Origin of the sequence: Streptococcus pseudoporcinus LQ 940-04, from assembly GCF_000188035.1 — a bacterium.
GTDB lineage: Bacteria > Bacillota > Bacilli > Lactobacillales > Streptococcaceae > Streptococcus > Streptococcus pseudoporcinus.
The window spans coordinates 630,051-655,911 of record NZ_AEUY02000005.1 but is presented as its reverse complement, the minus strand read 5'-3'; the positions used below and the strand labels follow the sequence as shown (position 1 = coordinate 655,911).

General features: G+C 38.8%; 16 protein-coding genes, 18 tRNA genes and 3 rRNA genes. 35 read left to right on the top strand and 2 right to left on the bottom strand.

The window, feature by feature from the left end:
• The first annotated feature begins 2 nt into the window (after positions 1-2).
• The 33 genes from STRPS_RS04580 (at position 3) to STRPS_RS04415 (ending at position 21,720) form a co-directional block, all read left to right on the top strand.
• Entirely contained in the window at positions 3-1,289 is a 1,287-nt protein-coding gene (locus STRPS_RS04580) for a serine hydrolase (RefSeq protein WP_007896412.1), read from the top strand.
• Complete coding sequence (gene tilS / locus STRPS_RS04575; RefSeq protein WP_007891621.1) at positions 1,286-2,569, top strand: tRNA lysidine(34) synthetase TilS; 1,284 nt, start codon at positions 1,286-1,288, stop codon at positions 2,567-2,569. Before STRPS_RS04580 ends, tilS begins: the two co-directional genes overlap by 4 nt.
• Before the next feature lie 4 nt (positions 2,570-2,573).
• Positions 2,574-3,116 (top strand): hypoxanthine phosphoribosyltransferase, encoded by a 543-nt coding sequence (gene hpt, locus STRPS_RS04570; protein WP_007891595.1) that lies wholly within the window; start codon positions 2,574-2,576, stop codon positions 3,114-3,116.
• A gap of 21 nt (positions 3,117-3,137) precedes the next feature.
• Positions 3,138-5,114, top strand: coding sequence for an ATP-dependent zinc metalloprotease FtsH (gene ftsH / locus STRPS_RS04565; RefSeq protein ID WP_007891602.1), 1,977 nt, complete (start codon positions 3,138-3,140; stop codon positions 5,112-5,114).
• A gap of 106 nt (positions 5,115-5,220) precedes the next feature.
• Positions 5,221-6,615, top strand: a complete 1,395-nt coding sequence (locus tag STRPS_RS04560; RefSeq protein ID WP_007891557.1) for an APC family permease — start codon at positions 5,221-5,223, stop codon at positions 6,613-6,615.
• Positions 6,616-7,148: 533 nt separating this feature from the next.
• A 16S ribosomal RNA gene (locus tag STRPS_RS04555) occupies positions 7,149-8,697 on the top strand.
• Positions 8,698-8,806: 109 nt separating this feature from the next.
• Positions 8,807-8,879, top strand: a tRNA-Ala gene (locus STRPS_RS04550).
• Between the two features lie 300 nt (positions 8,880-9,179).
• Positions 9,180-12,084 (top strand): 23S ribosomal RNA (locus STRPS_RS04545).
• Between the two features lie 192 nt (positions 12,085-12,276).
• Positions 12,277-12,390: ribosomal RNA gene (rrf, locus tag STRPS_RS04540) — 5S ribosomal RNA — on the top strand.
• Together the 16S, 23S and 5S rRNA genes with 18 tRNA genes alongside form the textbook arrangement of a ribosomal RNA operon.
• Positions 12,391-12,405: 15 nt before the next feature.
• Positions 12,406-12,478, top strand: a tRNA-Val gene (locus tag STRPS_RS04535).
• Positions 12,479-12,497: 19 nt separating this feature from the next.
• A tRNA-Asp gene (locus tag STRPS_RS04530) sits at positions 12,498-12,570 on the top strand.
• Positions 12,571-12,660: 90 nt separating this feature from the next.
• Positions 12,661-12,733: transfer RNA gene (locus tag STRPS_RS04525), tRNA-Lys, on the top strand.
• 4 nt (positions 12,734-12,737) lie between these two features.
• Positions 12,738-12,819, top strand: a tRNA-Leu gene (locus tag STRPS_RS04520).
• A 10-nt stretch (positions 12,820-12,829) separates the two neighbouring features.
• Positions 12,830-12,902: transfer RNA gene (locus STRPS_RS04515), tRNA-Thr, on the top strand.
• A 12-nt stretch (positions 12,903-12,914) separates the two neighbouring features.
• Positions 12,915-12,986: transfer RNA gene (locus tag STRPS_RS04510), tRNA-Gly, on the top strand.
• Between the two features lie 8 nt (positions 12,987-12,994).
• Positions 12,995-13,079: transfer RNA gene (locus STRPS_RS04505), tRNA-Leu, on the top strand.
• Positions 13,080-13,094: 15 nt separating this feature from the next.
• Positions 13,095-13,168 (top strand) — tRNA-Arg (locus STRPS_RS04500).
• A gap of 6 nt (positions 13,169-13,174) precedes the next feature.
• Positions 13,175-13,248: transfer RNA gene (locus tag STRPS_RS04495), tRNA-Pro, on the top strand.
• Positions 13,249-13,254: 6 nt separating this feature from the next.
• Positions 13,255-13,328: transfer RNA gene (locus tag STRPS_RS04490), tRNA-Met, on the top strand.
• Between the two features lie 26 nt (positions 13,329-13,354).
• A tRNA-Ile gene (locus STRPS_RS04485) sits at positions 13,355-13,428 on the top strand.
• A gap of 13 nt (positions 13,429-13,441) precedes the next feature.
• Positions 13,442-13,531: transfer RNA gene (locus STRPS_RS04480), tRNA-Ser, on the top strand.
• Positions 13,532-13,542: 11 nt separating this feature from the next.
• Positions 13,543-13,616, top strand: a tRNA-Met gene (locus STRPS_RS04475).
• 20 nt (positions 13,617-13,636) lie between these two features.
• A tRNA-Phe gene (locus STRPS_RS04470) sits at positions 13,637-13,709 on the top strand.
• Positions 13,710-13,721: 12 nt separating this feature from the next.
• A tRNA-Gly gene (locus STRPS_RS04465) sits at positions 13,722-13,792 on the top strand.
• Positions 13,793-13,831: 39 nt separating this feature from the next.
• A tRNA-Ile gene (locus STRPS_RS04460) sits at positions 13,832-13,905 on the top strand.
• 10 nt (positions 13,906-13,915) lie between these two features.
• Positions 13,916-14,003 (top strand) — tRNA-Ser (locus tag STRPS_RS04455).
• Positions 14,004-14,065: 62 nt separating this feature from the next.
• Complete coding sequence (mreC, locus tag STRPS_RS04450; RefSeq protein ID WP_007891656.1) at positions 14,066-14,884, top strand: rod shape-determining protein MreC; 819 nt, start codon at positions 14,066-14,068, stop codon at positions 14,882-14,884.
• A gap of 601 nt (positions 14,885-15,485) precedes the next feature.
• Entirely contained in the window at positions 15,486-16,721 is a 1,236-nt protein-coding gene (gene pcsB / locus STRPS_RS04440) for a peptidoglycan hydrolase PcsB (protein WP_007891841.1), read from the top strand.
• Positions 16,722-16,831: 110 nt separating this feature from the next.
• The gene (locus STRPS_RS04435; RefSeq protein WP_007896527.1) at positions 16,832-17,791 is read left to right on the top strand and encodes a ribose-phosphate diphosphokinase; all 960 of its coding nucleotides are present in this window, start codon (positions 16,832-16,834) and stop codon (positions 17,789-17,791) included.
• Between the two features lie 584 nt (positions 17,792-18,375).
• Entirely contained in the window at positions 18,376-19,554 is a 1,179-nt protein-coding gene (locus tag STRPS_RS04430; RefSeq protein WP_007891829.1) for a pyridoxal phosphate-dependent aminotransferase, read from the top strand.
• A complete protein-coding gene (recO, locus tag STRPS_RS04425; protein WP_007891839.1) occupies positions 19,544-20,317 on the top strand; it encodes a DNA repair protein RecO in 774 nt (257 codons plus the stop codon). Before STRPS_RS04430 ends, recO begins: the two co-directional genes overlap by 11 nt.
• Positions 20,318-20,474: 157 nt before the next feature.
• Positions 20,475-21,482, top strand: coding sequence for a phosphate acyltransferase PlsX (gene plsX, locus STRPS_RS04420; protein WP_007892005.1), 1,008 nt, complete (start codon positions 20,475-20,477; stop codon positions 21,480-21,482).
• Positions 21,475-21,720: a phosphopantetheine-binding protein gene (locus tag STRPS_RS04415; protein ID WP_007891757.1), complete on the top strand. Its 246-nt coding sequence runs from the start codon at positions 21,475-21,477 to the stop codon at positions 21,718-21,720. The genes plsX and STRPS_RS04415 overlap by 8 nt, the downstream gene beginning before the upstream one ends.
• Positions 21,721-22,420: 700 nt before the next feature.
• On the opposite strand, the gene scrM is transcribed toward STRPS_RS04415, so the two are convergent.
• Both scrM and STRPS_RS04405 read right to left on the bottom strand, forming a co-directional pair.
• Positions 22,421-23,512, bottom strand: a complete 1,092-nt coding sequence (gene scrM, locus STRPS_RS04410; RefSeq protein WP_007891648.1) for a peptidoglycan hydrolase ScrM — start codon at positions 23,510-23,512, stop codon at positions 22,421-22,423.
• Positions 23,513-23,632: 120 nt separating this feature from the next.
• The gene (locus STRPS_RS04405) at positions 23,633-24,250 is read right to left on the bottom strand and encodes a hypothetical protein (RefSeq protein ID WP_007891751.1); all 618 of its coding nucleotides are present in this window, start codon (positions 24,248-24,250) and stop codon (positions 23,633-23,635) included.
• A gap of 960 nt (positions 24,251-25,210) precedes the next feature.
• Here STRPS_RS04405 and STRPS_RS10865 point away from each other — a divergent pair.
• Both STRPS_RS10865 and STRPS_RS04400 read left to right on the top strand, forming a co-directional pair.
• Entirely contained in the window at positions 25,211-25,435 is a 225-nt protein-coding gene (locus tag STRPS_RS10865) for a hypothetical protein (RefSeq protein ID WP_162097551.1), read from the top strand.
• The gene (locus STRPS_RS04400; protein WP_007892002.1) at positions 25,399-25,827 is read left to right on the top strand and encodes a GNAT family N-acetyltransferase; all 429 of its coding nucleotides are present in this window, start codon (positions 25,399-25,401) and stop codon (positions 25,825-25,827) included. The genes STRPS_RS10865 and STRPS_RS04400 overlap by 37 nt, the downstream gene beginning before the upstream one ends.
• The last annotated feature ends 34 nt before the right edge of the window (positions 25,828-25,861 follow it).

Genomic DNA, 25,861 nt, shown 5'->3' with positions numbered 1-25,861 from the left:
GCATGAAAAAACTATTAGCACTAATGATAATGGTCTTTTTTGTGTCTCCTGTACCTATTATTAGTACCGAAAAGGAAATCCCTTTTTCTAGTACGCATCTTCATCCACTGACACAAAATAGTGTTACTAAGGCAACTTATTTTAGCAATATTCCTCAAAATCCTAATCTTTATTATGAAACAAATACCTATTCAGATGCTAATTTAAGTGTTTTTGCAAAAGTTTTGAAGCCTAATGATGATTTCCAGATTACAGATTTACTTCTAAATGCAAGTGGTATACCTGTGTTTTTATTATCAGATGGTACCTATATTGAAGCAAATCACCGCTATATTTATGACGATATGACTATTAATCAAGTAAAGGTAGACCTTACTTTTTGGTTACAAGAAAACTTTACTGTCTATAAACAACCTTTTGTAAAGGGAATAGCCACTATCAAGACTGATTTAAAAGCTTTTACTAACGTTCATGCCAGCCAGGTGGCACAAACACAAGAAGGAAACTATTATTATATTGATGATAAGGGGTGGATCTCTGAGAAAGATTTATCAATAGCTGATAACCGAATGGCTAAAGTACAAGAGGTCCTAAGTCAAAAATATAACAAAGATAAGTATTCTATCTATGTTAAACAGTTAGATAGCCAGGCCAGTGCTGGTATTAATGCTGACAAAATGATGTACTCGGCAAGTATTGCTAAACTAGCAACACTATATTATGTGCAAAATCAGTTAAATACAGGTCAAATAAAACCAGACAAACCCTTAAGGTATATTGATCAAGTGAATCACTTTGATGGCGCTTATGGCCCATCTGGTAGTGGGCATATTGATAAAGAGGCTGATAATAAAGAATATCGTGTAGACTCTTTATTAAAAGCTATCGCCCAACATTCTGATAATGTAGCTACAAATATTTTAGGCTATTATATTGCTAATAAATATGATCACAAATTTTATTTACAGGTTAATGCTATTTCAGGTATTGACTGGAATATGGAAAGTAGAATGATATCATCACACGCTGCTGCAAATATTATGGAATCTATCTATTATCAAAAAGGAGAGATTATTTCTTATCTTTCTCAAACTGATTTTGATGATACACGTATTTCAAAAAATATTCAGGTACCAGTTGCTCATAAGATTGGTGATGCCTATGACTATAAGCATGATGTTGCGATTGTCTACGGAAATTCACCCTTTATTCTGTCTATTTTTACAGATAAATCCTCTTATGATGACATTACAAATATAGCAGATGATATCTATGCCATTTTAAAATGATGTATTCAGAAATTTATACTTATTGTCTTCAGAAAGCTTTTTTTAAAAATCATAAAAAGGTTTTAATAGCTGTTTCAGGTGGAGTAGATTCAATGAATTTACTGCACTTTTTGCATACCTTTAAAGATCAATTTAAAATAAGTATTGCCATTGCTCATGTCAATCATAAGCAAAGAAAAGCGTCTGATTTAGAAGAGGATTATCTCAAAAGTTGGGCTAATCAACATGATATACCAATTTTTGTTGACTACTTTAAAGGTAATTTTTCAGAACAAAGGGCGCGTGATTTTCGCTATCAATTTTTTAAAAGAATAATGTCCCAAGGAGGGTATACAGCTCTTGTGACAGCACATCATGCAGATGATCAAGTGGAAACTGTTTTTATGCGTCTAATTAGAGGAAGCTTACTGAGGCATCTTGCGGGGATTAAAGAAGTTCAACCATTTGCTGGCGGACAATTAATTAGGCCATTTTTACACTTTCATAAAAAAACTTTGCCTCAACCTTTTCATTTTGAAGATAGTAGTAATTTAGGTCTTGATTATTTTCGAAATCGCGTTCGCAATTTCTATTTGAAAGAACTAGAAAAAGAAAATCCTAAGTTAAGTGAGTCATTATTAGCTCTCGCTGAAGAATCTGCAACTCTTTTCGCAGCGCTCGCTGATTTAACAAACCACATTGATGTTACTGATAGAAAAACATTTTTAGAACAAACAGACTCTGTTCAATTTTATTTATTACAAAACTATTTAGCAAAATTTGATGACCTATTTTTATCACGGAAGCAGGTTAAAGAAGTATTACATATTTTAAGAGTAAAAGAAGAAGGGAAATTTTTCTTGAAAAATCATTACGAGCTTTTAATAACTCCAGAGCAATTTTGTATCCGAAAAATCAGGCTTGAGACGGAGCACAAGGAGCAAGAGCTTTTGTTAGAATATGACTCAGACCTTTCTTACCAATCATATAAGTTTACTTTCAGGTCTCAAGAAGCTAAAATAGCGAGTGAATTCAGTATTCCAATTTATCACTTAACACCTATAATGCTTCGTAAGCGTCAGCCTGGCGATAAAATTGATTTTGGAACATTCTCCAAAAAACTTAGACGTCTCTTTATTGATGAGAAATTTTCCCAACAAGAGAGAAAAGATGCTATTATTGGGGTTCAAGAAAATGAAATTATCTTTGTGATCATAGCTGGGAAAACATATTTGAGAAAAGCACCAGAACGTGATATAATGAAGGCTAGACTCTATATTGAAAAATTAAGAAAAAGGTGACACCATGCTTGAGCAAGATATTAAAAAAATTCTTTATTCAGAAGAAGATATCATTCTGAAGACTAAAGAACTTGGCCAACAGTTAACAAAGGATTACCATGGAAAAAATCCTTTATTGGTTGGAGTTTTAAAAGGTTCTGTTCCATTTATGTCTGAATTGATGAAACATATTGATACCCATGTCGAGATTGATTTTATGGTCGTTTCAAGTTATCATGGTGGTACAACTAGTAGTGGTGAAGTCAAAATATTAAAAGACGTTGATACTAATATTGAAGGTCGTGATATTCTTTTTGTTGAGGACATTATTGACACTGGTCGTACCTTAAAATACTTAAGGGATATGTTCAAATATCGTAAAGCAAATTCTGTTAAGATTGCCACTTTATTTGATAAACCAGAAGGTCGAGTGGTTGAGATTGAAGCTGATTATGTTTGTTATGATATTCCAAACGAATTTATTGTTGGTTTTGGTTTAGATTACGATGAAAATTACCGTAATCTTCCCTATGTAGGAGTTTTAAAGGAAGAAATCTATTCAAAATAGAAAAAGGTTAATTGTTACTTTATGAAAAATAATAAAAATAATGGTTTTGTTAAAAATTCATTTGTCTACATTATAGTTATTGTACTTGTTATTACAGGTTTTCAATACTATTTGAGAGGAACAAGTACACAAAGCCAACAGATTAGTTATACCAAACTAATCAAACAGATTAAAGCTGGTGATGTTAAGTCAATTACTTATCAGCCAAGTGGAAGTATTATAGAGGTAAAAGGAAAATATGAGAAACCACAAAAAACGGCTATTGACCAAGGTTTGTCATTTTTCGGAACAGGCTCATCAACAAAAGTCTCAGAATTTACTGCTTTAGTATTGCCTAGTGATTCTGTAGTGAAAGAAATGACTGCAGCTGCCGATAAAAGCGGTACGACTATCACCGTCAAACAAGAAAGTTCAAGCGGTGCTTGGATATCATTCTTAATGAGTTTCTTACCACTTATTATTTTTGCTGGTTTCATGATGATGATGATGAACCAAGGTGGTGGTGGTGCTCGAGGTGCCATGAGCTTTGGTAAAAATAAAGCAAAATCACAAAGTAAGGATGATGTTAAGGTACGTTTTACAGATGTTGCCGGGGCTGAGGAAGAAAAACAAGAACTTGTCGAAGTTGTTGATTTTCTTAAAAATCCTAAAAAATACAAAGCTTTAGGTGCCCGAATTCCTTCTGGAGTTTTACTTGAGGGCCCTCCTGGTACAGGTAAAACCTTATTAGCAAAAGCAGTAGCAGGTGAGGCGGGAGTCCCTTTCTTCAGCATTTCAGGTTCTGATTTTGTTGAAATGTTTGTAGGTGTTGGAGCTAGTCGTGTCCGTTCCTTATTTGAAGATGCTAAAAAAGCTGAACGCGCCATTATTTTTATTGATGAAATAGATGCTGTTGGTAGACGCCGTGGTGCTGGTATGGGCGGTGGTAATGATGAACGTGAACAAACCTTGAACCAACTTTTAATTGAAATGGATGGTTTTGAAGGAAATGAAAGTATCATTGTTATTGCGGCAACAAACCGTAGTGATGTTTTAGACCCAGCTTTATTGAGACCAGGTCGTTTTGACCGTAAAGTCCTAGTTGGACGCCCTGATGTTAAAGGTCGCGAAGCGATATTGAGAGTTCATGCTAAAAATAAACCGCTAGCAGAAGATGTTAATTTGAAAGTTGTTGCTCAGCAAACACCTGGTTTTGTCGGTGCTGATTTGGAAAATGTTTTAAATGAAGCTGCCTTAGTAGCGGCTCGCCGTAACAAAGAAAAAATCGATGCTAGTGATATTGATGAAGCAGAGGATCGTGTTATTGCTGGACCTTCTAAGAAAGATAGAACAATATCTCAACGAGAACGAGAAATGGTTGCCTACCACGAGGCGGGACACACAATCGTTGGTTTGATCTTATCAAATGCTCGTGTTGTTCATAAAGTAACCATTGTTCCACGTGGTCGTGCAGGTGGTTATATGATTGCTCTTCCTAAAGAAGACCAAATGTTATTATCGAAAGATGATCTGAAAGAGCAACTTGCAGGTCTTATGGGTGGACGTGTTGCTGAGGAAATTATTTTTAATGCACAAACAACAGGTGCATCAAATGACTTTGAGCAAGCTACTCAAATGGCCAGAGCCATGATTACAGAATATGGAATGAGTGAAAAACTTGGCCCAGTCCAGTATGAGGGAAATCATGCTATGATGCCAGGTCAGATGTCACCAGAGAAGTCATATTCTGCGCAAACTGCTCAAATGATTGACGATGAAGTAAGGGCTCTCTTAAATCAAGCACGTAATAAGGCAGCTGATATTATCAATGAAAATAGAGAAACTCATAAATTAATTGCTGAAGCTCTATTGAAATATGAAACATTGGATGCTGCTCAAATTAAATCTATTTTTGAGACAGGTAAAATGCCAGAAACTCCAGATTCTGAGAATGACGATGTTCATGCATTGTCATATGAAGAAATTAAGGATAAAATGGTAGAAGAAGACGAACAATAAATAATTAAAAATCCAGAAATCTAAGATCTCTGGATTTTTATAATATTTACAGTTTTTTGTAACTATGTTACACTAAAGAATATTTATTTAGAGAAGAAAGGTCAATATGAATCTATTTCGCAAAAAAAATAATAGTGTCAAGAAAACAGAAATGAGACGACATTTGAAGGTTCAAGATCTCATTTTCCTGGGTCTTGGTTCTATGGTAGGTACAGGGGTATTTACAATAACAGGAATTGGTGCTGCTAAGTATGCAGGGCCGGCACTTACGATATCGATTATTCTTTCAGCAGCAGCAGTTGCTATCTTAGCATTATTTTATGCAGAGTTTTCTTCTCGAATTCCAGCTAATGGTGGAGCATATAGCTATGTTTACGCTACTTTAGGTGAATTTCCAGCATGGATTGTTGGCTGGTATATTATTATGGAATTCTTGACAGCTATCTCCAGCGTCGCAGTAGGTTGGGGAAGTTATCTTAAAGGTTTACTTGGTAATTTTGGAGTGCATATTCCAACAGCACTGAATGGAACATTTAACCCTAAAGAAGGAACTTATATTGATATTTTACCAGTTATAGTCATGTTAATAGTTACAGCTATTGTTTTGCTGAACTCAAAGACAGCTTTAAAATTTAATTCTATACTTGTTATTTTAAAGTTTTCTGCCTTAGCATTATTTATAGTTGTAGGGCTGTTTTTTATTAAGGCAAATAACTGGATACCATTTGCCCCATATGGGTTAGGTCAATTTTATGGAGGAAAATCTGGGATTTTTGCTGGAGCTTCTGTCATGTTTTTTGCTTTTTTAGGATTTGAGTCAATTTCTATGACAGTAGATGAAGTCCAAGAACCTCAGAAGAACATTCCTAGAGGGATAACTTTATCACTGTTAATTGTAACTATTTTATACATAGTTGTGACTACTATTCTTACAGGGATTGTTTATTACAAAAAATTAAATGTTCCTGATGCTGTCTCCTATGCTTTAAGACTTGTTAAGATGGATTGGGCAGCTAATTATATCTCTATCGTCGCAGTAATGACCTTAATAACGGTCTGTATTTCTATGACCTTTGCGCTAGCAAGAATTGTTTATACAATTAGTAGGGATGGGCTTTTACCAAAATCATTACATAAAGTATCAAAAAGTAGCTTCGTTCCCCAAAATGCAACGATTACTGTTGGTTTTATATCAATGATTTGTGCAGGCTTAGTACCTCTTGCTAGTTTAGCGGAATTTGTTAATATTTGTACTCTTGCTTATCTTATTATTATGTCTTTTTCTATCATTATTTTAAGGAAAAATAATGGTAACCCTAAAGTAGGTGAATTTAAAACGCCTTTAGTGCCATTATTACCTATTCTCGCCATTATTATTTGTGCTTCATTTATGTCACAATATATGATGATAACTTGGATAGCGTTTGGAATGGCTACATTAATTGGAACAATAATCTACTTTGTTTATGGCTATCATCGCTCAGAGGAAAATAGAAATTAAACTATATTATTATAGTTATATTAACTTCTAGGTTCAGATTGAAGAAAATGCTTTATTGGGAGCTTTCTTCAATCTTTTTTTATCCCAAATCAATAAATAATTATAACAATTCTTTTAGATTTTAAAATCTAGTTTGATTGCTTTGGTACACTTTGAAAGGATGTAATCTACATACGGAAATAGTACATAATTACCATACTAACCAATTCTTGTAGTATTTGTAACATTACAGAAAAAAACTTTTTAAAATTGAAATAATCATCTTGACAAAGATGAAAAAGGTAGTTATACTAATAAAGTTGCTAAAAGGGCAACAAGGATCCCAACGAGGCCGAAATAAAAAGAAAAAAGTTATTGACAAAGGCAGAAATAGTTGGTAGAATGAAATAGTTGTCTCGTAAGAGACAAAGACCTTTGAGAACTGAATAAGACAAGAATAACCAAACGTGAGGGTGATATGTTAGCGCATATTACCCGTCAAAGCAAAAGACAATAAATCTGTCAGCGACAGAAAAGAACGAGTGAGTTCAAACTAAAAAGAGAGTTTGATCCTGGCTCTGGACGAACGCTGGCGGCGTGCCTAATACATGCAGGTAGAACGCTGAGGTCTGGTGCTTGCACTAGACCAAGGAGTTGCGAACGGGTGAGTAACGCGTAGGTAACCTACCTCATAGCGGGGGATAACTATTGGAAACGATAGCTAATACCGCATGAGACTGGGGTTCACATGAACCCGAGTTAAAAGGAGCAAAAGCTTCACTATGAGATGGACCTGCGTTGTATTAGCTAGTTGGTGAGGTAAAGGCTCACCAAGGCGACGATACATAGCCGACCTGAGAGGGTGATCGGCCACACTGGGACTGAGACACGGCCCAGACTCCTACGGGAGGCAGCAGTAGGGAATCTTCGGCAATGGGGGGAACCCTGACCGAGCAACGCCGCGTGAGTGAAGAAGGTTTTCGGATCGTAAAGCTCTGTTGTTAGAGAAGAACGGTAATGGGAGTGGAAAATCCATTATGTGACGGTAACTAACCAGAAAGGGACGGCTAACTACGTGCCAGCAGCCGCGGTAATACGTAGGTCCCGAGCGTTGTCCGGATTTATTGGGCGTAAAGCGAGCGCAGGCGGTTTGATAAGTCTGAAGTTAAAGGCTGTGGCTTAACCATAGTATGCTTTGGAAACTGTCAAACTTGAGTGCAGAAGGGGAGAGTGGAATTCCATGTGTAGCGGTGAAATGCGTAGATATATGGAGGAACACCGGTGGCGAAAGCGGCTCTCTGGTCTGTAACTGACGCTGAGGCTCGAAAGCGTGGGGAGCAAACAGGATTAGATACCCTGGTAGTCCACGCCGTAAACGATGAGTGCTAGGTGTTAGGCCCTTTCCGGGGCTTAGTGCCGGAGCTAACGCATTAAGCACTCCGCCTGGGGAGTACGACCGCAAGGTTGAAACTCAAAGGAATTGACGGGGGCCCGCACAAGCGGTGGAGCATGTGGTTTAATTCGAAGCAACGCGAAGAACCTTACCAGGTCTTGACATCCTTCTGACCGGCCTAGAGATAGGCTTTCTCTTAGGAGCAGAAGAGACAGGTGGTGCATGGTTGTCGTCAGCTCGTGTCGTGAGATGTTGGGTTAAGTCCCGCAACGAGCGCAACCCCTATTGTTAGTTGCCATCATTAAGTTGGGCACTCTAGCGAGACTGCCGGTAATAAACCGGAGGAAGGTGGGGATGACGTCAAATCATCATGCCCCTTATGACCTGGGCTACACACGTGCTACAATGGTTGGTACAACGAGTCGCAAGCCGGTGACGGCAAGCTAATCTCTTAAAGCCAATCTCAGTTCGGATTGTAGGCTGCAACTCGCCTACATGAAGTCGGAATCGCTAGTAATCGCGGATCAGCACGCCGCGGTGAATACGTTCCCGGGCCTTGTACACACCGCCCGTCACACCACGAGAGTTTGTAACACCCGAAGTCGGTGAGGTAACCTTTTAGGAGCCAGCCGCCTAAGGTGGGATAGATGATTGGGGTGAAGTCGTAACAAGGTAGCCGTATCGGAAGGTGCGGCTGGATCACCTCCTTTCTAAGGAAATGGAAGACGTTTGTCTTGTCTTATTTAGTTTTGAGAGGTCTTATATAAGCTTCATGATAAGATAGCACACCACTAATAATGCAAAACCAGTTTATTAGTCGGGGCCTTAGCTCAGCTGGGAGAGCGCCTGCTTTGCACGCAGGAGGTCAGCGGTTCGATCCCGCTAGGCTCCATGGGATATAAGTCCACCTAAACTTAATAATAAGTGAAGTTGAACACGCAACTAACTTCCTAGGAAAATAGATAATCTTCCTTGTGTGCAAGCACACTGTGTCAGATTCCTAATTTTCTACAGAAGTTTCGCTAAAGCGACCGTTGCTTTGTATCCTAGTATAGTCCATTGAAAATTGAATAACTATATCAAATTCCACGATCATGAAAATGATTGTAGAAAAGTAACAAGAAATAAACCGAAAAAAAGATAAACGCGAACATATTAAAAAAAATCAAGAAGGTCGCAAGACTGGAAATAAGGTTAAGTTAATAAGGGCGCACGGTGGATGCCTTGGCACTAGAAGCCGAAGAAGGACGTGACTAACGACGAAATGCTTTGGGGAGCTGTAAGTAAGCGCTGATCCAGAGATGTCCGAATGGGGGAACCCACTAACTAATGGTTAGTATCCATGACTGTAAAGGTTGTGAGAAGGAAGACGCAGTGAACTGAAACATCTAAGTAGCTGCAGGAAGAGAAAGCAAACGCGATTGCCTTAGTAGCGGCGAGCGAAACGGCAGGAGGGCAAACCGAGGAGTTTACTCCTCGGGGTTGTAGGACTGCGATGTGGGACTTAAATTTAATAGAAGAATTACCTGGGAAGGTAAGCCAAAGAGAGTAACAGCCTCGTATTTAAAATTGAATTAAGCCCTAGCAGAATCCTGAGTACGGCGAGACACGCGAAATCTCGTCGGAATCTGGGAGGACCATCTCCCAACCCTAAATACTCTCTAGTGACCGATAGTGAACCAGTACCGTGAGGGAAAGGTGAAAAGCACCCCGGGAGGGGAGTGAAATAGAACCTGAAACCGTGTGCCTACAACAAGTTCGAGCCCGTTAATGGGTGAGAGCGTGCCTTTTGTAGAATGAACCGGCGAGTTACGTTATGATGCGAGGTTAAGTTGAAGAGACGGAGCCGTAGGGAAACCGAGTCTTAAAAGGGCGCTTTAGTATCATGATGTAGACCCGAAACCATGTGACCTACCCATGAGCAGGTTGAAGGTGCGGTAAAACGCACTGGAGGACCGAACCAGGGCACGTTGAAAAGTGCTTGGATGACTTGTGGGTAGCGGAGAAATTCCAAACGAACTTGGAGATAGCTGGTTCTCTCCGAAATAGCTTTAGGGCTAGCGTCGATGTTAAGTCTCTTGGAGGTAGAGCACTGTTTGGGTGAGGGGTCCATCCCGGATTACCAATCTCAGATAAACTCCGAATGCCAAGTAGATATAATCGGCAGTCAGACTGCGAGTGCTAAGATCCGTAGTCGAAAGGGAAACAGCCCAGACCACCAGCTAAGGTCCCCAAATAATTGTTAAGTGGAAAAGGATGTGGGGTTGCACAGACAACTAGGATGTTAGCTTAGAAGCAGCTATTCATTCAAAGAGTGCGTAATAGCTCACTAGTCGAGTGACCCTGCGCCGAAAATGTACCGGGGCTAAAACAATTTACCGAAGCTGTGGATTACTAGTAATAGTAATGGTAGGAGAGCGTTCTATGTGTGAAGAAGGTATACCGTGAGGAGTGCTGGAACGCATAGAAGTGAGAATGCCGGTATGAGTAGCGCAAGACAGGTGAGAATCCTGTCCACCGTAAGACTAAGGTTTCCAGGGGAAGGCTCGTCCGCCCTGGGTTAGTCGGGACCTAAGGAGAGACCGAAAGGTGTATTCGATGGGCAACAGGTTGATATTCCTGTACTAGAGTATGAAGTGATGGAGGGACGCAGTAGGCTAACTAAAGCGGGCGATTGGAAGAGCCCGTCTAAGCAGTGAGGTGTGATATGAGTCAAATGCTTATATCTCTAACATTGAGCTGTGATGGGGAGCGAAGTTTAGTAGCGAAGTTAGTGATGTCACACTGCCAAGAAAATCTTCTAGCGTAGTATCATACTCTACCCGTACCGCAAACCGACACAGGTAGTCGAGGCGAGTAGCCTCAGGTGATCGAGAGAACTCTCGTTAAGGAACTCGGCAAAATGACCCCGTAACTTAGGGAGAAGGGGTGCTGTCAGCGATGACAGCCGCAGTGAATAGGCCCAAGCAACTGTTTATCAAAAACACAGCTCTCTGCTAAATCGTAAGATGATGTATAGGGGGTGACGCCTGCCCGGTGCTGGAAGGTTAAGAGGAGGGTTTAGCGCAAGCGAAGATCTGAATTGAAGCCCCAGTAAACGGCGGCCGTAACTATAACGGTCCTAAGGTAGCGAAATTCCTTGTCGGGTAAGTTCCGACCCGCACGAAAGGCGTAATGATTTGGGCACTGTCTCAACGAGAGACTCGGTGAAATTTTAGTACCTGTGAAGATGCAGGTTACCCGCGACAGGACGGAAAGACCCCATGGAGCTTTACTGCAGTTTGATATTGAGTATCTGTACCACATGTACAGGATAGGTAGGAGCCATAGAGAACGGGACGCCAGTTTCGTTAGAGGCGCTGTTGGGATACTACCCTTGTGTTATGGCTACTCTAACCCAGATAGGAAATCCCTATCGGAGACAGTGTCTGACGGGCAGTTTGACTGGGGCGGTCGCCTCCTAAAAGGTAACGGAGGCGCCCAAAGGTTCCCTCAGATTGGTTGGAAATCAATCGCAGAGTGTAAAGGTATAAGGGAGCTTGACTGCGAGAGCAACAACTCGAGCAGGGACGAAAGTCGGGCTTAGTGATCCGGTGGTTCCGCATGGAAGGGCCATCGCTCAACGGATAAAAGCTACCCTGGGGATAACAGGCTTATCTCCCCCAAGAGTTCACATCGACGGGGAGGTTTGGCACCTCGATGTCGGCTCGTCGCATCCTGGGGCTGTAGTCGGTCCCAAGGGTTGGGCTGTTCGCCCATTAAAGCGGCACGCGAGCTGGGTTCAGAACGTCGTGAGACAGTTCGGTCCCTATCCGTCGCGGGCGTAGGAAATTTGAGAGGATCTGCTCCTAGTACGAGAGGACCAGAGTGGACTTACCGCTGGTGTACCAGTTGTCTTGCCAAAGGCATCGCTGGGTAGCTATGTAGGGAAGGGATAAGCGCTGAAAGCATCTAAGTGCGAAGCCCCCCTCAAGATGAGATTTCCCATGATTAGATATCAGTAAGAGCCCTGAGAGATGATCAGGTAGATAGGTTAGAAGTGGAAGTAGTGTGAGCTATGAAGCGGACTAATACTAATAGCTCGAGGACTTATCCAAAGATAAAAAGTTTATTGACAATGAGGTAGAGTTCTTGGTAAGATATAGTTATTCAATTTTGAGTGGACTAAATGAAGTAATGAGAACGTAAAAAAAATCTAGTATGAAAATAGGAAAGTGACGCTGTGTGCTTGCACAAGGAAGTTTATCTTTTTGACTAAGATTTTAGTTCGACTACAATTCATTCATAAGTTAAGTGACGATAGCCTAGGAGATACACCTGTACCCATGCCGAACACAGCAGTTAAGCCCTAGAACGCCTGAAGTAGTTGGGGTTGCCCCTGTTAGATAAGGAAGTCGCTTAGCTTAGGAACACTCAAAGGGAGTTTAGCTCAGCTGGGAGAGCATCTGCCTTACAAGCAGAGGGTCAGCGGTTCGAACCCGTTAACTCCCATAGTATTAAAAAGATACGAGGTCCCGTAGTGTAGCGGTTATCACGTCGCCCTGTCACGGCGAAGATCGCGGGTTCGATTCCCGTCGGGACCGTTTAAGAAGTCTAGTAGACTTTTTAAAGTTGCGGATAAATTAAGCGAAGCTTATGTCATTCGTTACTAAATGATAAAAAAGATGATATGAGACTCGTTAGCTCAGTTGGTAGAGCAATTGACTTTTAATCAATGGGTCACTGGTTCGAGCCCAGTACGGGTCATCAAGCGGGTTTGGCGGAATTGGCAGACGCACCAGATTTAGGATCTGGCGCTTAACGGCGTGGGGGTTCAAGTCCCTTAACCCGCATAACCTTTAGGCCGGCTTAGCTCAGTTGGTAGAGCATCTGATTTGTAATCAGAGGGTCGCGTGTTCAAATCATGTAGCCGGCATTGACAACAATTGCGAACGTAGTTCAGTGGTAGAACACCACCTTGCCAAGGTGGGGGTCGCGGGTTCGAATCCCGTCGTTCGCTTTTGAGTGGCCGGGGTGGCGGAACTGGCAGACGCACAGGACTTAAAATCCTGCGATGGTTTACATCGTACCGGTTCGATTCCGGTCCTCGGCATTAATTTAATAAAAAGCACCCTTAGCTCAACTGGATAGAGTACCTGACTACGAATCAGGCGGTTAGAGGTTCGACTCCTCTAGGGTGCATGAGTTCGGGAAGTAGCTCAGCTTGGTAGAGTACTTGGTTTGGGACCAAGGTGTCGCAGGTTCGAATCCTGTCTTCCCGATGTGATGGCGGTGTAGCTCAGATGGCTAGAGCGTCCGGTTCATACCCGGAAGGTCGGGGGTTCGATCCCCTTCGCCGCTATTTTATATTTATATATGGATGACTTTGGACCTTTAGCTCAACTGGTTAGAGCACTCGGCTCATAACCGAGCGGTCGTAGGTTCGAGTCCTACAAGGTCCATTTATATTTATATGGAGGATTACCCAAGTCCGGCTGAAGGGAACGGTCTTGAAAACCGTCAGGCGTGTAAAAGCGTGCGTGGGTTCGAATCCCACATCCTCCTTTAAAGAATATCGCGGGATGGAGCAGCTAGGTAGCTCGTCGGGCTCATAACCCGAAGGTCGTAGGTTCAAATCCTGCTCCCGCAATAGACATCATTTGTATGTACGGCTCGGTAGCTCAGTTGGTAGAGCAATGGATTGAAGCTCCATGTGTCGGCGGTTCGATTCCGTCTCGCGCCATTTATTTCGAATGCGGGTGTAGTTTAGTGGTAAAACTACAGCCTTCCAAGCTGTTGTCGCGAGTTCGATTCTCGTCACCCGCTTTATAGTTTTTACCAAGCTATACATTTATACTGTAGCTTGGGCGCGTAGCTCAGGTGGTTAGAGCGCACGCCTGATAAGCGTGAGGTCGGTGGTTCGAGTCCACTCGTGCCCATTAATATAATGGAGAATTACTCAAGAGGCTGAAGAGGACGGTTTGCTAAATCGTTAGGTCGGGAAACTGGCGCAAGGGTTCGAATCCCTTATTCTCCGTATTGATAAACGAAAATATCTAGTGTAGATATTTCGTTTTTTTTTATTCCACGGAGGGATATATGTTTAATAAAAAAGTGTCTAGGTTTATTTTTATATTTACTTCTATAATTGTTCTAATTTTTTTCCTTTCATCCTTATACAATTCATCTATTTCACCTTATATATCGCAGACTACTACTGGTATTATTGGTAAGATTGATACTATAATAGGAAAACCTTTTAAGATTGTGGAAAATGCTATTTCTGATAGTAAAGTATTTTTGAGAACTTTTGATGAAAATAAAAAGCTTAAAAATAAAATTTCTCAATTAGAGTTAATGTCTAGGGAAGTTAAGTATCTGAGAAAGGAAAATAAAGAATTAAGAGATCAGTACGGCATTAATTTACCAAAAACTAGCATGATACCTGCTCAAATTATTACTAGAACCCCTGAAACTTGGTCTCAAGCTATCATCATAAACTTTGATAAAAGTGAAAAAGTCCAAACTGGTATGCTTGTGGTTTCGGGTTCATCTTTAGTTGGGAGAGTTTCTACTGTTGATAAAGGGATATCACATGTTGATTTATTAACATGTGGAAAACTATTGGATTTACCAATTAAAATCAAGGGGAAAAAATCGGTCGTTTATGGTAATCTGAAGTCGTATTCTGCTTCAACGCAAACAATATTAGCAAGTGAGCTAAATTCAAATGATCCACTTACAGTTGGTTCCTCAGTTTATACTAGTGGTTTAGATGGGACTACAGTTTCAGATATTCTTATTGGAAAAGTAAAAAAAGTAGAGGGTGCAGATGATAAATTACGACGCAAGGTCTATATTTCTTTATCTGGAAATTTTTCTGAGATGAATTACCTTTCAATTGTTGGGAAATTTTAAAATGAATAAAAAGTTATTTTTATGGTGTTTACTAATTATGCCTTTATTGTTATTGGATGCTCATATAACACACTTATTTAGTATGATTTTTGTTGAAAATATAAAAGTAAATTCAGCTATCTTTCTCGTTTTTTTATATTCTATTTCTATCACTCTTAATGATGTGAATTATACCATTCTTCTAGTTGCTACTCTATGTGGCCTTGTGTATGATTACTACTATTTTGATCAGTTTGGTATCATGGTAGTTGCATTTCCTGTCTATGTTTTATTGACTTTTTTGGTGAAAAAGATATTTAAAGGCTCAATAACGCTTTTTCAAAATAGCTTGATTTTTTCGGTGAATCTGTGTGTGTTTTATATGCTTATTTTTATGCTTTTACAAGGCCATCAGTTAATGAATAATTATTGGAGTTTTTACATAACTTATCATTTTTTGCCATCATTACTTTTCAATTTGCCATTTTTTGTAATAATCCATAAACAATTGAACAAATTTTTTTATTGATTATTACACATAACTGTAATATGGACGTAACATTACTTCTTGTTTTTTTTGATACAATATATGATGTCTTATCGAAAAGGAGTAGTTTTTTTAATGAAAAAGAGAATTTTATCAGCCGTTCTTGTAAGTGGTGTGACCCTTGGAGCTGCTGCGACTGTTAATGCAGATAATTTTGATTCTAAAATTGCTGCACAAGACACAATTATATCAAAATTAACAGCAGAACAAACAGAAGCGCAAGAAAAAGTAACAACACTACAAAATCAAATTAGCTCACTACAAACTGAGCAAGATAATTTAACACAAGAAAATGATGAACTACAAGCTAAGTCTATTAAGTTGGCAGAAGAAATTCAATCTCTTTCTAGTAAGATTGTAGCTCGTAATGAAGCTTTGAAAAAACAAGCTCGTAGCGCTCAAAGAGGTAATACAACTTCAAGTTATATTAATACGCTTTTAAATTCTAAATCAATTTCAGATGCAGTTAATCGTATTGCTGCAATTCGTGAAGTTGTTAGTGCAAACGCTAAAATGTTGAACCAACAAATGGCGGATAAAAAAGCACTTGAAGAAAAACAAGCTGAAAATCAACAAGCTATTAATACAGTTGCAGCCAATATGGGAACAATTGCTGCTAATAAAGTATCATTAGAAACACAAAAAGCTAACTTAGACGTAGCTAAACTAGATCTTTCTGAAAAGATGGCTACTGCTGAGTCTGAAAAAACTAGTCTTCAAAGTCAAAAAGCTGAAGCTGAACGTGTAGCTGCAGAAAAAGCAGCAGCAGAGAAAGCAGCAAAAGAAAAAGCAGCGGCAGAAGCAAGAGAACAAGCAGAATCAGTTTCTCGAGCACAAGCTGCAGTAGCTCCACAGGCTTCTACAAGTGTAGCGCCTTCAGGGTTAACGTCATCAGTAGCAAGTGCTGCACCGGCAGCGTCATCTTCATCAGCAGCGAGTGCTGCGCCTGCTTCATTTACACCTAGACAGACTTATAGTTCAGCTAACACTTATCCTGTTGGCCAATGTACTTGGGGTGTTAAATCGCTTGCACCATGGGTAGGTAACTATTGGGGTAATGGCGGACAATGGGCAGCAAGTGCGGCAGCAGCAGGTTACACTGTAAGTAGTACACCAGTTGTAGGAGCTGTAGCTGTATGGACTGGTGGTGGCTATGGTCACGTTGCCTACGTAACTTCTGTTGAAAGTTCAACTAGGATTCAAGTAATGGAAAGTAATTACAATGGAATTCAATCTATTGCTAATCACCGTGGTTGGTTTAACCCAACATCAACTTCTCTTGGATCTGCTGTCTATATTTATCCAAACTAAAAAAGTGACCAGCTTAGCTGGTCTTTTTAATACCCTCAAGTTTGGAAAAGAATTGAAAAAATAGCTAAAAAGGGTTAAAATGGTAGAGGATTAAAACTTTGGAGGAAAAAATGTCTTATTTTGATTTGAAATTGTTTGCTCTTTCGTCAAACAAGGAACTAGCGGAGAAAGTAGCAAATTCTATGGGGATTGAGCTTGGAAAATCGACTGTTCGTCAGTTTTCGGATGGGGAAATACAAGTTAATATTGAAGAATCAATTCGCGGTCATCATGTTTTTATTTTACAATCTACCAGTTCGCCTGTAAATGACAATTTAATGGAGATCATGATTATGGTTGATGCACTGAAACGTGCAAGTGCAGAGACTGTAAGTGTTGTCATGCCTTATTATGGCTACGCAAGACAAGACCGAAAAGCTCGTTCTCGTGAACCAATTACATCAAAATTGGTTGCAAATATGCTTGAAGTTGCTGGTGTTGATCGTTTATTGACTGTAGATCTTCATGCGGCACAAATTCAAGGCTTCTTTGATATCCCTGTTGACCATCTAATGGGTGCACCTTTGATTGCTGATTATTTTAAACGTAAAGGCTTGGTTGGTGACGATGTTGTCGTCGTTAGTCCTGACCATGGTGGTGTGACTCGGGCGCGTAAATTAGCACAATTCCTCCGTTCTCCAATTGCAATTATAGATAAGCGCCGTAGTGTTAATAAAATGAATACTAGTGAAGTTATGAACATTATCGGGAATGTTAAGGGGAAAAAATGTATCCTTATCGATGATATGATTGATACTGCTGGCACTATTTGTCATGCCGCGGATGCTCTTGCTGAAGCTGGTGCGACAGAAGTATATGCTTCATGTACTCACCCAGTTTTATCAGGCCCTGCTTTAGATAATATTGAAAAATCCGCTATTAAAAAATTAGTTGTTTTAGATACAATTTACCTCCCAGAAGAACGTTTGATTGATAAAATTGAGCAGATTTCCATTGCTAACTTAATTGGTGAGGCGATTATTAGAATTCATGAAAAACGCCCATTATCCCCACTGTTTGAAGTAGACTAAAGCTCGAAGTAGTTTCTGACTACTCCGATTGAAAAAAGTCCAATTTCATCGAAAGTTTTTCTTTTTAAGATAGGTTACTGGTAGCTTGGACGGTAGGTCAAACAGTCAGGGAAGTGACTGTTTGAGTTATCCAAAGGAATACTATACCTAAATCTTCACCTAAGGTCTAAAGATTTCTCAAGAGTCTGGGACAAAAAGATATTAATTTTTGAGATTCCCTGCCATTAATTTTTCCAATTGATAAATGAAACCCAAAAAGCGAACAAAACTCATTTTCTGATACTCAGAATACTGTCTTGTTCGCTTTTTATATTTGAGCTTAGACTTTTGTCCCAGACTCTTTTTGCTAACTCGTAACCGATGGTTTGTGTTCGTTTCACTGGCAAGATTTCCTATAGAACAGGTTTGAGAGTGATACTATTGTATGATAAAGGGAGGCGATAGTTAACAAAAATCTACTTTATCTACGTTCTAAGTAGTCTCTGACTACTTTTTTCATTAACTTCTTCGTGTTTTTTGCTTTTAATGTTCATTTTGAGAATTTTAGGTATAATAGTAATATTCAATTATTTAGGAGGACTTTTGTGGATTTAAGTCACAGGTTTAATAAACAACTTAACAAAATTGAAATTTCATTAATTAGACAATTTGATCAATCAATCTCTGACATTCCGGGTATGATTAGATTAACACTTGGTGAACCAGATTTTACAACGCCGGACCATATTAAGGAAGCGGCGAAAAAAGCGATTGATAATAACCACTCCTATTACACGGGGATGAGTGGATTAGTAGGACTAAGAAAAGCTGCTTGTCATTTCGTAAAAGAAAAATATCATTTAGATTTTAATCCAGATAATGAGGTCATGGTGACGATTGGCGCGACAGAAGCCCTATCAGCAGCTCTCCTAGCTGTTTTAGAGCCAGGAGATAAAGTTCTTCTACCGGCTCCTGCTTATCCAGGATATGAGCCTATAGTAACCTTAGCAGGGGCTGAAATTGTAGAAATTGATACAACGCCTAACAATTTTGTTCTAACTGCGGATGTTTTGGAAAAAGCTTTGCTTGCTGAAGGGGAAAGAGTCAAGGCTGTGCTCCTAAATTATCCCGCTAATCCTACAGGAGTTACTTATTCACGAGCAGAAATTGCTTCCTTTGCTGAGGTTCTCAAAAAATTTCCTGTTTTTGTCATTTCTGACGAGGTTTACTCAGAGTTAACTTATACAGATCAAGCTCATGTATCTATTGCTGAATTTTTACCGGAACAAGCCATACTAATTAATGGCTTATCCAAATCTCATGCTATGACAGGGTGGCGGATAGGTTTTATTTTTGCGAAAGAACCTCTATCTCATCAATTGCTCAAGAGTCATCAATATCTCGTTACAGCAGCTACTACGATGGCACAATTTGCTGGAATTGAAGCATTAACGAAGGGAATGAATGATACTCTTCCCATGAAGCGTGACTATCTGCTTCGTAGAGATTATATTATTGAAGAAATGACAAAGCTTGGTTTCTCCATTATCAGACCAGACGGTGCTTTTTATATCTTTGCTAAAATTCCAAAAGGCTTTGGTGAAGAGGATTCCTTTAAGTTTTGCCAAGACTTTGCTCGGAAGCAAAAAGTTGCGATTATCCCAGGAATTGCTTTTGGTCAATTTGGAGAAGGCTATATTCGCCTGTCTTATGCGGCAAGTATGACCATTATTATTGAAGCAATGGCTCGTTTAGCTACTTTTATGGAAAACTATGAAAACTAAAGAAAGTTACGCACTGGTTCTTTATAATAAAAATTATCGGGAAGATGATAAGCTCGTCAAGTTGTTTACAGAAACAGCTGGTAAGCGAATGTTTTTTATTAAACACGCTAGCAAGTCAAAACTGGCATCTGTTATCCAACCCCTGACAATTGCTGATTTCATGTTGAAAATCAATGAAAAGGGCCTTTCTTATATAGATGATTATAACGATGTTCAAACCTATCCTAGGATAAATCAGGATTTATACCGCTTGGCTTATGCTACTTATGTTATGTCCCTAGTAGATGCGGCAATACCAGATAATGAACCTGATAGTCAGCTTTTTGCTTTTGCTAGAAAAACCTTAGATTTAATGGAAGAAGGTTTGGATTATGAAATATTGACTAATATTTTTGAAATTCAAATTTTAGAACGTTTTGGCGTTAGATTGAATTTTCATGAATGTGTTTTTTGTCATCGTGTTGGATTACCTTTTGATTTTTCTCATAAATATTCAGGACCTTTGTGCCCTAACCATTTATATGAAGATACTCATCGCAGTCATCTTGATCCAAATGTGCTTTATTTATTAGATCAATTTCAAAATGTTCAATTTTCTGAATTAAAGAATATCTCCTTGAAAAAAGATATGAAAAAGAAGCTTCGTTATTTTATTGATGACCTTTATGAAGATTATGTGGGTATTCATCTCAAAAGTAAGAAATTTATTGATGATTTGGATAAATGGGGTCATATTATGGAATCAGAGCAGGAGCTGCCTTGAGTTAAAAAGTCGACTAGTGATAGATGGTCTTAGCTTTGGACATGGCTAAGGTGAGCAATGTGAATTGATTATGATTGTCTGCTGTGAAATGATTTGACTTTGTGCTATAATAGGGTCATTATTTGACAGTTAAGGAAGGTAAAAGGAATTACATTATATGAAAAAAATTGCAATTGATGCTATGGGGGGAGACAAGGCCCCAAAAGCTATTGTAGAAGGTGTTAATAAAGCCATCCAAGCTTTTTCTGATATTGAAATTCAGCTTTATGGGGACCAAGAAAAGATAAAAAATTATCTGACACCCTCAGAGCGTGTTACCATTATCCATACTGATGAAAAGATTAATTCCGATGATGAGCCAGCTAAAGCGATACGGCGTAAAAAAAATGCCTCTATGGTTTTAGCAGCTAGAGCTGTAAAAGAAGGAGAAGCCGATGCGGTTCTCTCAGCAGGTAATACAGGTGCCCTTCTGGCAGCCGGTCTTTTTGTGGTCGGACGTATTAAGGGGGTCGATCGTCCAGGTTTACTCTCAACTTTACCAACAATTGATAAAGTTGGGTTTGATATGCTTGATTTGGGGGCTAATGCTGAAAATACAGCGGCACATCTACACCAATACGCGGTACTAGGTTCTTTTTATGCCAAAAACGTTCGCGGCATTGCTAACCCTCGGGTAGGTTTGCTCAATAATGGAACAGAAACTACTAAAGGAGACCCTATCCGTAAAGAGACTTATGCTTTACTTGATGCCGATTCAAGCCTAAATTTTGTTGGTAATATTGAAGCGCGTGACCTCATGAACGGTGTTGCTGATGTTGTTGTGACTGATGGTTTCACGGGAAACGCTGTTTTGAAGTCTATTGAAGGTACTGCTCTTAGTATTATGAAGCAGCTAAAAACGTCTATCAAAGGCGGTGGTTTTAAAGCAAAAATGGGAGCCCTTCTGATGAAGTCCAGCTTGAAAGATATGAAGCATTCACTGGATTATTCGGATGCTGGTGGTGCTGTACTTTTTGGACTTAAAGCTCCAGTAGTTAAATCACATGGTTCAAGCGGTGAGACCTCCATTTTTTACACGATAAAGCAAATCCGATCAATGCTGGAGACAGACGTGGTTGGACAGTTAATTGAAGAATTTTCTAAGGAGAATAGCAATAATGACTAGAAAAATTATTTTAGAAAAATTACAAGACATTATAAGGGAACAGGATGTTCCTAAGAAAGTTATTCTAGATGAGCAAACAAGTTTAAAAGATGATTTAGGAGTTGATTCAATTGAATTAACAGAGTTTATTATAAACGTGGAAGATTCTTTTAATTTAAGTATTCCAGACGAAGATGTTGAAGAATTAACACGCATAGGTGATCTTATTGATTATCTTTTGGAACGTTTAGAAAAATAAAGATGTGTCAGGTTTAGTTAACTGTTAAAAACGAAATGTCTAGAGAAACCTTGGTGGGTTTCTTTTTTATTTAAAAAATTTGTGGGATATAATTTCTATACTATTTATTAAGATTGAGACTCAGCCCCTTAAAAGTGTAGTAAGTAAAGAAAAAGTATTCTTCTGTTTAACCATCAAGAAATATGCTACTTTCTGTCGAAAATTTAAGGTTTTTGAAAGGAATCTTTAAGCTTTTCTTAAGTTGCTTGCTCTATACTTTACTTATCCTAGCAATAGGAACCCCTAATTTTCTTTTTCATAAACCTCCTATAATCCCCAAAAAGCTAGCCAAATAAATGGCTAGCTTTTTACTATTTATGACTACAAGCCAACAAAAGTAAACGTTATTAATAATGTTACCTAAGTTAATGGTTTTAAGTGGTTTATGTGGCATCACTGATTTAAACTACAAGAGTAAGCACAGAGAGAATCTATAAAATTAAGTTTCCCTATTTTTGAACGAGGTCCTTTTAATACTAAGCTTTGATGACATATTTTAAATTAAGGAAATATGAGTCTGACCTTTAAGCCATATAGGTATAGTAGTCTATAAAGGACGATGAAATATCATTATAATTAGCCATTTTAATCAAAAGTTGAGTCATTCACTGTAGAGGGCAAAGTTCTAAAAAGTAAAGACGGGGTTTCCCTATTTGGAATCTCAGCTTGCTTTTTGGTGGACGTGGTCCATACTTACCCAGGTTTCTTTTTGGCCAATTTTGATTTTAATTCCCTTGGACTTTTGGTCAATCTGCAGAATCTTAAATTCTCCGGGAATGCTGAAGTAGTCTCCAGGATAGAGGACTTGGTCTCCAGCTTTTTGCCCATTCTTACTGGTTTCGACGAGGGGGCCAGGATCAAGCCAATTGAGTTGAGTAGCGGGTCCACCTGCAAGGATATCGCTTGAAATCATCCATCCGTGATTGTGACTGACTTGGAAAGGTCCCTTAAATTGAACAATTTGCTCAACTTGAAACTCCCTAGGACCGACTTGCTGTTCTAACTTTTCGATAGCAACATAACGCCGATTACCAGATCCTCCAATATAGGAAAGCCAACGATAGCCATCAACCTCTAAAACCTTATCATAATGAACAATATTACCCTTTTCATAATAGACTAGATCGGAACTATTTAGACTAGGATGAGCCTTCACAGCTCTCCTTTGACTAAAAGTATAACTTCCTTTTGACGGTAGCTTTAGTTGTCGGCTAAGCTGGCTGATAGAGGTGTTTGAGCTATTATTTATCAAATCTTTAAAGTGGATATAACCTGAGGCTTCCTGACGTAAAATCTCTCTACGGTGGTATTTCTCTGGCCCTTGGCCAGCATTGTAATTGTATTCTTCTAGGGTCACCAAATTACCCTTCACTTCAGCTACCCAAGCGACGTGTCCATAATCTCGGTGTGAAAGGTTGACACCTTTATCAAACCAAGCCACGGAACCAACTTGAGGGTTACTATCAACTTGATAACCCTTTCGACGAGCAACATGCCCCCAAGAATCAGCATTGCCATATCCTGGTGGGAGAGAGAAACCATTGACATTGTGGAGCCGATAGGCTACAAAAGAAGTGCACTGTCTCAGGTACATTCCCCAAGAATCAGCTCCCCAACCAGATTTCCAATTGATAGGGTAGTCATCTCCGATGACTCTAGCCCTTACAGGTTGACAACAAGATGGAAATAGAGTAGTCAAACCTAAACTGATGAGCAGGAGAAATAAAATCCCCTTGTTTGTAAAATATTTCATGACAAACCTCCTTACCTTATCTATTCGAAAAGAAAAAGAAAACTCTGCTATTGTTGGCAGAGCTTTCTTCTTGGAAACTAGAGGGTATTGCACGAGTCTATTTTGGCTAATAGCTCAAGTTTAAGGTACATTTACAGTATAAACTAAGTCAACACCTGGGATATGAACAACAGCTAGAGTGGTTTTTTTATGATTTTCAACAGCAGTTTTGACAGCCCATCCAATAGCCCCAGAAATAACAGCTGTAAATCCAGCAGTTGCAGGATTAACGGCAAATTGCTTTAGATGCCAGCCAGCATATGCTGCAGCAAAGGTACCTGCAGCCCAACCGGACATGCTTCTTACTTTTGGACCAAGGTTAAAACGGATACCAACAGGTCCTTTCATATAAACATTTGGCAAATCTTGGACTGCTTCAAAGTAAAGCTGAGCGTCTGTTTCTGAGACGCCAAGCAGGCTTGCCAGTTCTTTCGGATCTCCTTTTAAGCCAATGGCACCTCTTCTTGTTATATAGAAATGGTCTGCTAGGATTTTGGCTTTTTCAAGCATTTTATTGTCGGGTTTAGGGAGTGTTAGATTTCCATTGAGATCTGAAATAGGGATAATTTTTTTTGGTCTCGTAGCATCTAACTCAATTTTAGAATTGGAGATCTGATCTGCCAATACAGTAGGAAGTGATGCATTGAGCATGACAGAGGTAAATAATGTGAGAATGGTAGTTTTAATAATTTTAGACATTTTTTCCCTTTCTTTGTTTTTTTAAGGATAGAATGAAGTTAGCTAAAACTTTGTTACCATATGTGCTTCTCCTTTCTATTAATAACTTCACCGTTTTTGATTTCCTTACTTTTATATCCGTAAAAAGCAAAAACAACTGTCTTGCAAACAGTTGTTTTTAGAAATAGTGTTACTTTCTTTTTTTACTTAGTAAGATTGTTAAAGAGGCAAAGAAGGTTAGAGTCGCAAAAGTAAGCCACTTCTCTAGTTGGTAATAGCTGAGCGTCCAAAACAGAAAAGTAAAGAAGGTACAGAGATAAAATAATGATTTTGGAGATTGTGAACTCATCAGGTGTTCATTCCTCTTTTCTACAAATACTTTAAAGATATCATACCAAAAATGTGATCAAGCTGAAATAGCAAAAATGTCTGAATGGTTTATCCTTATTTTAAATATTCGTAATCAATGAGAATTTTAGAGGGTGATGATCCTTCAAATACTGAGAAAATTGACTAAATAGTTGTATCTTATTATAATACAGATAAAAAAGAAAGAGAGTGCAGATATTGTTAGGACCCTATCCTTAGTCTTATGGGACAAGAAATTACAGGTATATTCCTGTTTTATGACTTTTGTCGTACTCAGAAATAGCTATCTATGGTTTGAATTATCAGGATCCTTACCAATTAAATTGGCCTATTCAGCTTCTTTAAAGGAAGTCCAATAAAGTATTTTTGAGTTATGTTTATATGTGATGATGTGGCACAATACTTTCGTAGCTTACTATTTCTGTGGATCCCTATCAATAAATCTGATGCTGTTATTCTCACTTTTATCTTTTTGATAATTTTTTCAGTCATAACTTTTTATCTGAATTCAAAAAATGCAGATGACCAAGGAGAATAAAACTAGAAAAAGAAATTAGCAGGATTAGTAACCCTTAATAGTTAAGGTATTAGATAAAATAAGACCATAATGAAATAATAAGTAGGAGATATTTTGCTTCTTACTATAAGAAGGGTCGAGGTAGTGTCTTCGCTTGGATTTATAATAGTCCTGGCACTTATCTCTATTTTTATGGTAAACTAGAAGCAAAACCTAACCGCAAAATGGAACATGTGACAGTGTTTGCGGAAGATGCTGATAAAACAGGAGGGCTTTTGCTTGTATGGTTGTTATTCGTGAACTTGATTCATCAGAGGTAGATAGAGTTGCCCAGATATGGCTAAAAATGAATAAAATAACACATGACTATATTGATTCAAGTTTTTGGGATAAAAATCTAGCAGAAGTAAGGTCTCAATTTTTAGAGTCAGAAATGTATGTTGCTGTAGATAAACAGAATATTTGTGGCTTTATTGGATTAACTGGAGAATTTGTGGCCGGGTTGTTTGTAGAAACTCACTACCAATCAAAAGGAATCGGAAAACAATTGTTAAATACTGCAAAGCATTATCATACCCACCTAGATTTACACGTTTATAGTGCTAATCAAAAAGCTATTAAATTTTATTTATCCCAAGGTTTTGAGATTGATTCAGTGGGAGTAGATGCATCGACTAATCAAAAGGAATATTTATTGTCGTGGCAAAATTGAGATTTAAATATTAGAAATATTGTTATTAAGGAGA

Coding starts and splice junctions, on each gene's coding strand:
- STRPS_RS04580 (WP_007896412.1), top strand. CDS start 3: ATGAAAAAACTATTAGCACTAATGATAATGGTCTTTTTTGTGTCTCCT.
- tilS (WP_007891621.1), top strand. CDS start 1,286: ATGATGTATTCAGAAATTTATACTTATTGTCTTCAGAAAGCTTTTTTT.
- hpt (WP_007891595.1), top strand. CDS start 2,574: ATGCTTGAGCAAGATATTAAAAAAATTCTTTATTCAGAAGAAGATATC.
- ftsH (WP_007891602.1), top strand. CDS start 3,138: ATGAAAAATAATAAAAATAATGGTTTTGTTAAAAATTCATTTGTCTAC.
- STRPS_RS04560 (WP_007891557.1), top strand. CDS start 5,221: ATGAATCTATTTCGCAAAAAAAATAATAGTGTCAAGAAAACAGAAATG.
- mreC (WP_007891656.1), top strand. CDS start 14,066: ATGTTTAATAAAAAAGTGTCTAGGTTTATTTTTATATTTACTTCTATA.
- pcsB (WP_007891841.1), top strand. CDS start 15,486: ATGAAAAAGAGAATTTTATCAGCCGTTCTTGTAAGTGGTGTGACCCTT.
- STRPS_RS04435 (WP_007896527.1), top strand. CDS start 16,832: ATGTCTTATTTTGATTTGAAATTGTTTGCTCTTTCGTCAAACAAGGAA.
- recO (WP_007891839.1), top strand. CDS start 19,544: ATGAAAACTAAAGAAAGTTACGCACTGGTTCTTTATAATAAAAATTAT.
- plsX (WP_007892005.1), top strand. CDS start 20,475: ATGAAAAAAATTGCAATTGATGCTATGGGGGGAGACAAGGCCCCAAAA.
- STRPS_RS04415 (WP_007891757.1), top strand. CDS start 21,475: ATGACTAGAAAAATTATTTTAGAAAAATTACAAGACATTATAAGGGAA.
- scrM (WP_007891648.1), bottom strand. CDS start 23,512: ATGAAATATTTTACAAACAAGGGGATTTTATTTCTCCTGCTCATCAGT.
- STRPS_RS04405 (WP_007891751.1), bottom strand. CDS start 24,250: ATGTCTAAAATTATTAAAACTACCATTCTCACATTATTTACCTCTGTC.
- STRPS_RS04400 (WP_007892002.1), top strand. CDS start 25,399: ATGGTTGTTATTCGTGAACTTGATTCATCAGAGGTAGATAGAGTTGCC.